Annotated in this window: 7 protein-coding genes; 4 read left to right on the forward strand and 3 right to left on the reverse strand. The window is 56.1% G+C overall.

The annotated features are described in order from the left end of the window. The first annotated feature begins 310 nt into the window (after positions 1 to 310). Both IEX74_RS00895 and IEX74_RS00900 read left to right on the forward strand, forming a co-directional pair. The gene (locus IEX74_RS00895) at positions 311 to 3,472 is read left to right on the forward strand and encodes a TonB-dependent receptor (RefSeq protein ID WP_188810044.1); all 3,162 of its coding nucleotides are present in this window, start codon (positions 311 to 313) and stop codon (positions 3,470 to 3,472) included. A gap of 157 nt (positions 3,473 to 3,629) precedes the next feature. Beyond that, a complete protein-coding gene (locus tag IEX74_RS00900; protein ID WP_188810046.1) occupies positions 3,630 to 4,961 on the forward strand; it encodes an alkaline phosphatase family protein in 1,332 nt (443 codons plus the stop codon). A gap of 82 nt (positions 4,962 to 5,043) precedes the next feature. Here IEX74_RS00900 and IEX74_RS00905 read toward each other — a convergent pair whose 3' ends face one another. Continuing rightward, entirely contained in the window at positions 5,044 to 5,346 is a 303-nt protein-coding gene (locus IEX74_RS00905) for a hypothetical protein (protein ID WP_188810049.1), read from the reverse strand. A gap of 173 nt (positions 5,347 to 5,519) precedes the next feature. Here IEX74_RS00905 and IEX74_RS00910 point away from each other — a divergent pair, with 173 nt between their 5' ends. Further along, entirely contained in the window at positions 5,520 to 5,996 is a 477-nt protein-coding gene (locus tag IEX74_RS00910) for a hypothetical protein (protein WP_188810051.1), read from the forward strand. A gap of 76 nt (positions 5,997 to 6,072) precedes the next feature. Here IEX74_RS00910 and IEX74_RS00915 read toward each other — a convergent pair whose 3' ends face one another. Together IEX74_RS00915 and IEX74_RS00920 are read right to left on the reverse strand one after the other, a co-directional pair. Beyond that, a complete protein-coding gene (locus IEX74_RS00915) occupies positions 6,073 to 7,509 on the reverse strand; it encodes a RagB/SusD family nutrient uptake outer membrane protein (RefSeq protein WP_188810053.1) in 1,437 nt (478 codons plus the stop codon). 21 nt (positions 7,510 to 7,530) lie between these two features. Continuing rightward, positions 7,531 to 10,530 (reverse strand): SusC/RagA family TonB-linked outer membrane protein, encoded by a 3,000-nt coding sequence (locus IEX74_RS00920; RefSeq protein WP_188810055.1) that lies wholly within the window; start codon positions 10,528 to 10,530, stop codon positions 7,531 to 7,533. Positions 10,531 to 11,037: 507 nt separating this feature from the next. On the opposite strand from IEX74_RS00920, the gene IEX74_RS00925 reads away from it, so the two are divergent. Beyond that, positions 11,038 to 12,315: a ribonuclease D gene (locus IEX74_RS00925; RefSeq protein WP_188810056.1), complete on the forward strand. Its 1,278-nt coding sequence runs from the start codon at positions 11,038 to 11,040 to the stop codon at positions 12,313 to 12,315. Positions 12,316 to 12,317 lie beyond the last annotated feature (2 nt).

The following is a 12,317-nucleotide window of genomic DNA, read 5'->3' on the forward strand; positions in this document are numbered from 1 at the left end:
AAAAACCGGGGAAAGAAGTGAGAGAAAGAAAGACCAAAGAAAGACTGCAATTGAGCGGAGGCGCTGCACCTAGGTTGCAGCTTGACCTTGCTACTTCAGCAAAGCCAACCTAGGTACACTGCCTAAGCACTTAGCGAATGTAGGCCATGATGACGGCTTTTTCCTGCTCGCCTGTGTCTTGGCAGATGCCTATAACCTAGCTATTGTCCAGCTCCACAGTGTTAGAATCATAACACCAACGTCTTATGCCCTTAATATTCCCTTGACACGCCAGCGGAAACTTTGCGCATCCATTTCACCCCCTACCACCATGCGCCAAACGTTTACGCTGTTTTTTCTCTTGTGGGTGCTGCTCAGCGCGCACCTAGGTCTAAGTCAATCGACCGATGCTTCCATTGCGGGCCGGGTCGTTGATGAGAAAGGTATTACGCTGCCGGGCGTGACCATCGTAGTTCGCAACGAAGCCACCGGTTTCCAAACTACCACCGTTACGAACGGCGAAGGCCGCTACTTTTTACGGCAGCTCCCGCTCGGCAAACCCTATAGTGTGCGGGCCACCTACATCGGCTCGGCGGCTCAAGTTAAAAATGAGCTAGCCCTGAACCTAGGTGACCAACTTGCCATCGATTTCACCATGCAGCCGGCCTCCGTTGGGCTGAAGGAAGTGGTGGTGCGTGGCAATGCCCTGAACAGCCGCATCGACCGCCTCGGCAGCAGCACGGCCATCACGGACCAAGCCATTCGCCAGATTCCGACGCTAAACCGCAGCTTCACCAACCTAGCTTCGCTGGCGCCTACTTCCAACGGCGGCAGCGTGGGCGGACAGCTGCCCTCTTCCACCAACTACCTCATCGACGGGGTAAGTGCGCGTAACAACCTCACTTCCGGTGCCGTGGGTAACGGCCCGTATTCGCTTTCGCTAGAAGCCATCCGCGAGTTTGAGGTGGCCACCAACGTGTACGATGTGACCCAGGGCCGGCAGGGTGGCGGCACCATCAGCGCCGTGACCAAGTCGGGCACCAACACCTTCACCGGCTCTATCTTCGACTATTACCGAGCCGATTTCCTGGCTAGCTCTTATGATATTCGGGGCAACCGCCGCACCCAGAACTTCACCACCAACCAGTACGGCTTTAGCCTAGGTGGCCCGATCATCAAGGACAAGCTGCATTTTTTCACTGCCCTCGACCGGCAAGATCAATCGGCGCCCTTCTTTATTGCCGACATCAAGTCGGATGCTGATGCCAATGCCCTAGGTATCAGCCGCGGCGCCTTGGATACGGTACTGACTATTGGCCGCACGAAGTACGGCCTGAGCAACGCCAAACAAACCGGCGAGTTTGGCCGCAAGACGTTGGCTAACACCTTCTTCGTTCGCCTCGACTGGCAGATCAACGAGAAGAACCGCCTGACGCTACGCAACAACTACAGCGATTGGAACAACCCCAACAGCACCGACGACAACTCCAGCATCAACCTGTTTGAGGTGTATGGCAACTTTAAGTCGCGCGAAAACAGCACCCTAGCTTCGCTGCGTACCCAGTTCAGCCCCAACCTTTTGAACGAGTTGAAGGTGCAGTACCAGACCGTGAAGCGCGACTACACGCCCAACGACGAGCTACCTTCTGCCAACATTCCGCGCGCCATCGTGACGGTGCGCTCCCGCCTGCCCAATGGTCGCCAGGGTAGCACCTCAGTGCAGCTCGGTGGGCAACGCTTCACCCCCGAAAACAACTTGGAAAACCAGATTCAGCTGGTGAACACGACCTACCTGACTAAAGGCCGCTACAACTTCACCTTCGGCACGGACAACACGCTTACTTACCTCGACACCTACATTTCGAGCGAGCAGAATGGGCGTTTTGTGTTCAACAGCTTGCAGGAATTTAACGATTTAAACCCTTCGCGCTATGCCCGGGAAGTGCCGCTGCAAGGCATTCCGTCGGTGCAGCAATATGTGCTGAATACGTCGCTATTTGGGCAAATGCAGTACAATCCGCTGCCGCACGTAGAGGCTATCCTCGGTTTGCGCTGGGACATGACCAGCTACCTAACGGCCGGCGCCTACAACCCCGTGGTGCAGGAAGCCCTAGGTCTGCGCACCGACAACAACCCGACAGACTGGAACAACATTCAGCCCCGCGTGCAACTGACCTGGGATGTGAAGGGCGAGCGGAAAAGCATTGTGCGCTTGGGTGGCGGCATTTTCTCGGCTAACCCCGTGAACTATGCCCAGGTGAACAACATCCAGAACAGCGGCACCAAGGTTGCTTCCATCGACGTAACGCGCCCTTCCACCGGCTCGAATCCGGTGCCGCGTCCCGACTTCCCGGCCTACCGCGCCGACCCTAGCGCAGCCCCAGGGTTGCTGCCAGGCGTGCCCTACGTGTCGACCATCAACCTGAACAACAAGGATCTAGAGGTTCCTAACATCTACAAAGCGAACCTCAGCATCAACCGCATCGTGAACGATTGGCTGCGGGTGGGTGTAAACTTCCTTTATTCCTACACCAAGGACAACTACGTGTACCTCGACCGCAACCTGGTCGATCAGCCGTACTTCACGCTCAGCAACGAAGCCAACCGCGGCGTGTTCGTGCCGGCCAATACCATCACCACGGCGGGTATCACGAATAACGTGCTGGGTCGTAAAACACAAGCCGTAGGCCGAACCCTGGAGTTCAACAACGGCGCTAAAGTTCACCAAGCCAACATTGTAGTAGATGCCGAGCTGCGCTACTTCCGGGATGGTTTCTTCAACGCCAGCTACACCTGGAACTCGACCCGCGATAATACGTCCTACAACGGCAACGTGGCCAACACCTCCACTTTCCGCCCGATCAAGTCGGACCCGCGCAGCCTGAGCGAAATCAACTACTCCGATAACCAGTTCCGTCACAAAGTGGTGTTCTTCGGCACCACGCCCACGGTAAAAGGCTTCGCGCTGAGCGGCCGTTTCACGGGCCTAGGTGGTACGCGCTACTCGCTCACGGTGGATGCCGACATCAACGGCGACTTCGTGGGCGGCCCCGGCACCGACAACGACCTAGCTTTCGTGTTCGACCCGAACAACCCCGAAACGGACCCCGCTGTAGCCGCTTCCATGCGCAAGGTGCTCGACAACCCCGATAACCGCGCCAAGGACTACATCCGTCGCAGCCTGGGCACCATCGCTGACCGCAACGGCGGCATCAATCCTTTCTCTGGCACCTTTGATGTGCGTCTGCAAAAGACCTTCAAGACCTTCAAAACGCAAGGCCTCACCTTCAGCGTGGATGTGTTCAACTTCGCCAACCTGCTCAACAAGGACTGGGGCGTGAACTACAACCTAGGTCAGCAGAATCTGCTGTCGGTTACGGGGTTCAACCAGGCCACGCAGCGCTACATCTACCGCGTGAATGAGAACGTGGGCACGACCAACCAAAACGGCACGCCCTACCAGATTCAGCTCGGCGCCCGGTATTCTTTTTAGCCTTGCTTTTTAGGTCGTCATGCTGAGCGACGCGCAGCATAGTCGAAGCATCTCTACCGCAGTAGTAATCCGCCCACTAGCAACGAAGCGGTAGAGATGCTTCGACAAGCTCAGCATGACGACCGTTGACGTTCTAAATTTTCACAATTCCACAGCCATGAAATCTTTCTTCACCACCCTAGGCCTAGGTCTTGGCCTCACCTTCAGCACGTTCGCCCAAACGGCCAAGCACGTCGTGCTCATCAGCATAGACGGCTTCCGGCCTGATTTCTACCGCGAAACAAAGTGGCCGACGCCCAATTTGCAGCACATGGCCGCGCAAGGCACCTCGGCCGATGGCGTGCGGGGCGTATTCCCGAGCGTGACGTATCCGTCGCACACGACGCTCATTACGGGTGTGGCGCCGGCTCAGCACGGCATTTATTACAACTCGCCTTTCGAGCCCGACGGTGCTACCGGCCGTTGGTATTGGGAGGAAAACCTGATCAAAACCGAGACAATCTGGGATGCGGTGCACCAAGCCGGCCTGAAGTCGGCATCCGTGCAGTGGCCCGTGTCGGTTGGCGCGCCCATCGACTACAACGTACCCGAGTTCTGGTCGCTCGATAAGAACATGGACCGCCTGACACCCATCCGGCAGCAGACCACGCCGAAAGGCTTGTTCGAGGAAATTGAGCAGAACGCTACCGGCAAGCTCACGGCCCGCGAAATGAGCAGCGACTACGCGAGCGGCGACGAAAACGGCAGCCGCATGGCGGCTTACCTGCTGGAAACCTACAAGCCCGCGCTGCTCACTATCCATATTTTCGGGGTAGACCACGCCGAGCACCAGGACGGCCGCGACGGAGAGCATGTGCGCAAAGCCCTCGCCACCGCCGACTGGGCCGTGGGTAACATTGTGGAAGCCCTTACCAAAGCGGGAATTCAGAATGAAACGGCCGTTATCGTGACCGGTGACCACGGCTTTGTGGATATCAACACGACCTTGGCTCCTAACGTATGGCTAGCCCAGAATGGCTTGTACGGCGCTGGTAAAGGCGAGTGGAAAGCGCAGTTTCACACGTCAGGCGCCGCGGCGTTTCTGATGTTGAAAAACAAAAGCGACAAGAAAACGGTGGCGCAAGTGCGCGCTTTACTCAGTAAGCTGCCCGCCGAACAACAAAAGCTATTCCGCGTAGTCGAGCGCGCTGAGCTGGACCAAATCGGTGCCGATCCGAATGCTGCCTTGGCCTTGGCGCCGGTGCCAGGTGTTTCGATGAGCGCAGCGCGGGAAGGTGCAGTTGTGAAGCCGGGCAAAGGCGGCACCCACGGCTTCTTCCCCGATTTCGCGCAAATTCAAACGGGCTTTATTGGCTATGGTCCGGGGTTCACGGCTGGCCAAGTCGTGCCTCAAATGGCGCTGCAAGATGTGGCACCTCGCGTGGCAGAACTATTGGGAGTTCCTTTCCGTGTTGCTAAGCCCGCCACATCGGTACAAGCCGGTCGGTAGCATACGCGAACCTAGCTAACCAAAAGGCCCGTTGAGCAAGCTCAACGGGCCTTTTGGTTTTCATAAGTGAAACCTATGACGGCTAATCGAGAGCGGAAGCTTCCTCTGTATCCAGCGCGGAGGTTTCCGTAGGAATGTTGTCGACGGTAACGGCAGATGGTCCTTGTTCCCGGATCTGGTACAGCACGCTTTCTGCTACGCCGCGTCCGAACAGGCTCACACCTGCGTTGAGTACGGTTAGCGCCGCCGTGCCAGCCAGCACCCACTCGCGAGTAGGCGCTTTCCGTTGCATTTTAGTGGTTGCCCATTGCACCAGGCAAGTGCCGAAGCCAATAACAACTAAGCCCGAGGGGGCAAAAAGCAGCCATTTTTCTTTGTGTGTCATTAGGTAGAAGCTTTAGAAATGAAGTACGAAGAGTAACAGGTGAGGCAGCAGCGCGGCTTTCGCCTTTCTAATCAATCGTACCTTTGCCACCCTAGGTTACAAGAGGCCCGTATTTAATTCAGTCTCGCTAAGCCTAGCCCGCTTACTCCATTTCCTGCTTTTACCGTTTTACCATGCGAATCTACCCTTACGAGCAGCTCCTACGTGCCGCCTTCCGCGCGGAAGCTGACGTGGCTACTTATATCACCGAACCTATTCGCGCAGTCTACGCCGAGTTCGAGCACGCTTCCAAAGCCGACCTGGCTTTTCGCTTCGAGCGGGTTCGCCTGGGCGTGGCCATGTCGCTGCTGAAGCTCGTCGCCGACCTAGGTGACCACGAAGAAAGCCGCCGTGTGATGGAGGTGCTGCACAAAGCCCTGCGTGCCCGCTCCGTCGCCGACATTGACGCTACCATCACCCGCGACGCAAAGCTGTTCGAGCGTCTCTATACCAACCTCTACGTGAACGAGGAAGCCGAACAGCTCTTCAATCTTTTCGAGCGCGCCTTAGACGCCGACACCAAGCCAATGATGGACGATATCATTGCCGAGGCTCTGGACCTAGCTTCCGAGCTAGATTTTGAGGCTTCGGATGAAGACGAGGACGAGTAAGTAAAAGCCAGGCTATAGCGCATAAAGAAGGCCGCTACAGAATTGTAGCGACCTTTTTTGGTATCAGTAAGCTAGGTTAGTAGCTGGCGTTTTGTATCAGGCTAGGATTCACATTGATTTCGCGCTGCGGAACCGGCAGCACGAAACGGGGATTCGTGATGTCGATGGTTACGGGCGTGCCATCCGTGGCCGTGTACGTAACGTTGGTGCCGGTGCGCTTTAGGTCGTGAATGCGGAAGCCTTCGAAAGCTAGCTCCAGCTGCCGCTCGCGCAGTATCGCGCTCAGGGAGATTTCATCCGCGGTGAGTGGTGTAGCATTCGAGCGCGTGCGAATGCGGTTTACATCCGCTAGAGCAGTTTCAGAGTCGCCAGCGCGGAAAGAGGCCTCTGCCCGAATCAGGTACATTTCTGCCAACCGGATAACAGGAATATTCTGGCCATAGGAAGTCCACTTACCGGAACGCAGCAGGTCAGGCGCGCGTGTCGGGCCGGTACCGATGTAGATGAGCTTTTTGGTTTGGTCAGCTGTCAGCGAATCCGTTCCGCGAACGTCAGTAGGACCGTACTGGTTGGAAAAGCTGCCCAGCACCTGCACATCACCGCGCCCAAGCTGGTCAATATTGGCGTAGAAGGTAGCCAGACCGTTGTTGGAAGTACCGGCATTGTTCTGGTCATTCTGCTGAATTTCGAACAACGACTCTGATGAGTTGCGGTTGGTGAAAACCGCCTGTAGCGTGGGCGACAGTGACTTGCCGCTGTTCTTAATTACATCATCGGCTAGGGTGAGCGCCTCTGCGTAGTTGCCTTGCTGCAAATACACCCGTGCCAGCAATGCCTTGGCCGTGTAGCTGGAAGCCCGGAAACCATTCGTGGGCGGTAGTAGCTTAATAGCGGCTTGTAAGTCGGTAATAACCTGCTGGTATACCTGTGCCACCGTTGCGCGTGGCTGTTCTACCGCTGCGTCTTCCAATGTTTGGGCCGGGGTCAGGCTGATGGGCACACCTAGGTCCGTGGAAGCAGTGCCGGCGTTGTACTGCTTGCCGTAGAGGCGCACCAGCTCAAACAACAGGTCGGCGCGCACAAAGCGGGCTTCCCCTTCATACTGTGCTTTCAAATCTTTGGAGGCAACTACCTCCAAGGCATTGATTACCAGATTTGCCTGGTTGATGTCCTGGTAAGCTACCCGCCAGATAGTTTCCGCAATGTTGTTGATACTGGTTGTAGTGCGCCGGATCAGTTCACGATACGTCGTGAAGGAGCCTTGCCAGTTCACATAGCCGTCGCCGCCCAGAACATCGGGCACCAGAATCAGCTGCGTGCCATACAGCGACGGCTCGTCGAGCTTGGCGTACAGGCCAATGACGGCGCTACCTACTTTCGCTTCCGAGTTGAGCGCAGTCGTGGCATCTACCGATTGCGGCGGCGCCAGGTCCAGTTGTTTTTCGCAAGCCGTCAGCGCTAGGGTTGCCCCCAGGGTAAGCGCCACAGCCGAACGGGAAAATATAGTCTTCATTCTAGTAGTCAGTGCAGTAGATTAAAAACCTAGGTTTATGCCCACCAAGAAGGTCTTCGCCAGTGGCGGCGTGTAGAAGTCATGGCCTAGGATGTAGTTGGCGCTGCCAAACGTGGCGGAGTTCACCTCGGGGTCGTAGCCGTCGTAGTTGGTGATGGTGAACAGGTTTTGAGCCGTCACGTAGAGGCGCGCCGTTTTCAGCACACTTTCACCCATCAGCGTCTTGGGCAGCGTGTAGCCCAGCGTGAAGTTTTTTCCGCGGAAGAAAGAGCCGCCCGATATCCAGCGCGACGAAACCGCCGTACCGTTCGAGGCATACAGGCGCGCCTGCGGCACGTTGGTGATGTCGCCCGGGTTCTGCCACCGCTTCAACTGGTCAACCGTTTGGTTGTCGAAGTAGTCGCCATTCACCGACTGATAACTTCCAGCCGTGTTGTAGATGTCGTTGCCATATACAAACTGACCTACGGCGCTGAAGTCAAAACCTTTCCACGAAACACTGGTCGTCACGCCACCCGTGTATTTGGGGTTTGGGTTACCTAGCTTCTGCTGCGAAGCCTCAGCCGGATTGTTCGTCTTGCTGCCGTCAGCGGTGTAGTACAAAGCATCACCTGTCTCGGGATCAACGCCGGCGTACTTGCGACCATAGAACACGCCGATAGGCTCTCCTTCACGCACCTGCGCCAGCGTGTTACCGCCTGCCACAATCGGATCAACCAGCTCAGTGATGAGGTTGCGGTTGAACGAGATGTTACCGCCCACGTTCCACTTCACTGCTTTGTCGATAACGAGGCCATTCAGCGAAATCTCTAGGCCGCGGTTGCGCAGCTTGCCCACGTTTTCAGTCACGAGGCTATAGCCATTGAGGTAGGGCAGCTGCCGATTCAGCAGCAGGTCGCGGGTATTTTTCTGATACACATCGATCTCACCTGACAAGCGGTTTTTGAACAAACCGAACTCCAGACCTAGGTCGGTCTGCGCGGTGCTCTCCCACGAGAGGTTCGGGTTGCCAATGGCGTAAGTCAGCACGCCATTCACCGACGTTGCCGGCGTGATACCCGACTGGTCGGCGTAGAAGATAGCCGAATACAGGCTACGCGAGGCATAGTTACCGATTTCGGCGTTACCCGTCAGGCCGTAGCTGCCGCGCAGCTTCAGGTAGTTCACCACCGAGTTATCCTTCAGGAAGCTTTCTTCCGAAATCAACCACCCCAAGGAGCCGGCGCCGAAGGTACCATAGCGGTTTGCCTTGCCGAAGCGCGAAGAGCCATCATAACGAATGCTACCCGACACGAGGTACTTGTTGCGGAAGGCGTAGTTCAGGCGGCCGAAGTACGATATGAACGAGTAGCCGCTCTGCGAAGAAGCGCTGCCCGCCGTCTTGATAGCGGCACTGGCAATCTTGGTGAACTCAGAATTTGGGAAGCCTCGACCTTCAGCTGAGGTCTGCTTCGTGTCCGAACGCTGGAACGAGAAACCACCCAGCACATCGAAGCTGTGGTCTTCGTGCAGGGTGAAGTTGTAGGTAGCCGTGTTGTTGGTGGTGTAGTTAATCACCTGCACCTGGTTGTTGTACCCATAGCCTGAGTTGCCACCAGTCTGCGTGCCAGCGGCACGGTACAGCTCTTCGTTCAGGTTCAGGAAGTCGGCACCGGTTTCAGTGCGCAGCGTCAGGCCTTTGATGGGCTGATACGTCAGGTAAGCCGTGCTGAAGGAACGGTAGGTACCAGCGCGGTTCATGCCGTTCTGCAGGTCCAGCAGGTTGTTATAGTAGAGAGTCGCTTGGTTCAGCTGCTTCGTAATGGGGTCGTACTTCGGCTGAATTGGCGGTAGCGCATTCAGCTGAATCGGGTTAGAGAAGTCGTTGTCTTCCGGCACCCGGTCGTTCACAGAGCGCGTCAGCGAGAAGTTCAACCCCACTTTCAGCTTGTCGCTGATGGAGTGGTCTAGGTTCAGACGGGCGCTGCCCCGGCGGTAGCGGTTGCCTACAATAATGCCCTTCTGATCGTTATAGGTGGTGCTCAGGTAGAAGCGCGTCTTGGCATCGCCGCCGCTCACGTTGAAGTCATACTGCGTCACGTAGCCACGACGCAGACCAGCATCCACCCAGCTCTCATCATAGGGCGAGTCATAGTCGAGGCCGTTCTCCGTGAAGGCATCAGCGGGGTCGTCGTAGCCAGCATTGATGGCTGCTTCGCTGAACAGCTCCTTGTATTGCGCCGCGTTCAGAAACTTGCGTTTCTTGGTAGCCGAGCTGGTGCCGTAGTAGTAGCCCACGTTCACTTTCGTCTGGCCCTGGCGACCCTTTTTGGTCGTCACCAGCACTACCCCATTCGAGGCGCGCGAACCATAAATAGCTGAAGATGAAGCATCTTTCAGAATCGTGATGCTTTCGATGTCATTCGGGTTCAGATCGCCCAACGGGTTGAGGGGCTCGGTATCGGAGCTTACGTCCTGCGAAGTCACGGGAATACCATCAATCACGTACAGCGGCTGGTTGGAAGCCGTGACGGACGAAGAGCCGCGCACCCGAATCTGCAAGCCGGCACCTAGCTTTCCGGACGTCTGGTTGATGACTACGCCCGGCGTTTTGCCCTGAATAGCCTGCTCAAAGCTTACTACAGGTGTATTCTCCACGTCGCGGGCTGTGAGCTGGGTCACCGAGCCCGTCAGGTCGGCTTTCGATTGCGTGCCGTAGCCTACCACTACTGCTTCATTCAGCTGCGTGGCGCTGGTTTTCAGCGTAACATTCACGGTCGAGCCCGAGCCAACGGTTACTGTCTGGCTTTCAAAGCCGATGGAGCTAACGACCAGAGACGCGCCCGGCTGCACCGTCAGCGAGAATTCGCCGTTGGCATTGCTGCTCGTGCCATTTGTGGTGCCGCGCTCCAGCACCGTAACGCCGGGCAGCCCTGCCCCGTCGGAGCCTACTACGCGGCCACTGATGGCGCGGGTTTGCGCCCAGGCAACCGACGCCAGCAGCAGACACCACACCAAAGTGAGTATAAACTTTTGTTTCATTAAACGTGGCCCGTAAGCCGGTTAAAGTGAAAAAAACTGCCAGTCGAAAAACTGCCAGGAATGAAAAAAGGACCCTGCTACAACACAACTTCATAAATGGCTTCTGCTCAAAGAAGCCAGGCACACAATTCACATCTTACCGAACTAAGCACGGGGGCTTAAGCGCAATAAACCAGGAAAATGGTTGACAGATCGGCAGAAAAGAGGGTCAACGGCTGGTGTCGCGGCGGTAATTAGGCAGGTAGGAATACAAATTTATTAGTGAAATCTATTTTTGTATGCATACCTCCTTCTTTTTTAAAGGAAAATTTAACTCCCTTTTAATATTGCATTAATTATATTTCTGCAATTAAATAGCATAAAGCCCAGATTCATAGCGCGTATTCCATGTATGCAGGCACTTAAGCTTAGCAGCGTTTTTGAGGCATAGCGTGTGCTGCGTGGCTCGTTGAACTCGTTGTCAGCCAGATGACTCATTTGCAGGCTGCGGCATCATAAGACCTAGGTATGTTGGCTTTCCCCGCCGGAGCTTCCTACCTTTACTCCTACCAGAACCAGTCTCCGGTGGCGCTGTTACTCTGGTTTCCGCCTTGTATTATTTCATTCTTAATGACGGACATTCAGTACCTAACTACTTCGACCGATATCCAACAAACGGCCGACACGCTACGAGCCAGCTCACGCCTCGCGGTTGATCTGGAGTTTGACGATATGCGCCACCGCTATGGCCGCAACCTGGCGCTCATCCAGATCTTTGACGGCCAGAAAGTATATCTTATTGATCCTATTCCGCTAACCAACCCAGCGCACGAGCTGGAACCCATCTGGGTGTTGCTGCGCGACCCGGCCATTGAAAAGGTATTTCACAGCTGTAAATCCGACATTCTGCTGCTGGATGAGCTGTATGGCGTGCATGTGCGCCACATCACTGACACGAGCGTGCAGTACACGCTTTTGGGCGAATCAGACAACAACATCTCGCTGGGTCGACTGATTCAGAGCGAGCTAGGGTTGGAGGTTGACAAAGGCGAGCAGAAATCGAACTGGCTCAAGCGTCCTCTCACGGAAGCCCAGAAGCTGTACGCGGCCAACGACGTGCTCTACCTGTTTGAGCTGAGCGACCGGCTCACGGCCAAGCTCACCGACCTAGGTCGTGCGCACTGGGCCGAGGAGGAAAACAAAGCGCTGGAAGAAGTTCGCTATACGCGTGATGAGCGCCCTTACTTGCGCATTGCCGGCAAGTACCGCATTCAGCCTAACGAGATGCCGCTGTTCCGCGACCTGTACCTGCTTCGCGACCGGATTGCGAAGGAACTCGACCGGCCGCCTTACATGGTGTTTGCCAATGATCGGCTCCCGGAGCTGGTGCGCGCCATGCCCCAGGATGCTACCGATTGGAAGGCGACCCGTGGCCTGCATCCGGAGCTGAAACGCTCGCCTTACCTTGACCAGCTGGCGGCGCTTTCGCCCGATAACTTTGTTCCGGTGCCCGAACCGGCATTACCGGCTGAGCAGCGGCGCTTTCCTTTCCGCCGACGCTTGAGCGGCGAAAAGGCAGCCCGAGCCGATGCCCGCGAACAACTGCTGACCGCACTCAAAACACACATTACCACCGACATCAATGGGTACGTAGCAAACCTTGTGCTGTCGAATCGACTAATTGCCGACATCATCGAGCTAGGTGCTGAGCAAGTTCTGCGGCCGTGGCAAAAAACCATTCTGCGGGAAACTACGGAGCGGCACGGCCTCGATTATAACCTGATTGCTGAGCCATTTGAAGCCTAGCT

The sequence above is a fragment of the Hymenobacter cavernae genome (assembly GCF_014641455.1).
GTDB lineage: Bacteria > Bacteroidota > Bacteroidia > Cytophagales > Hymenobacteraceae > Hymenobacter > Hymenobacter cavernae.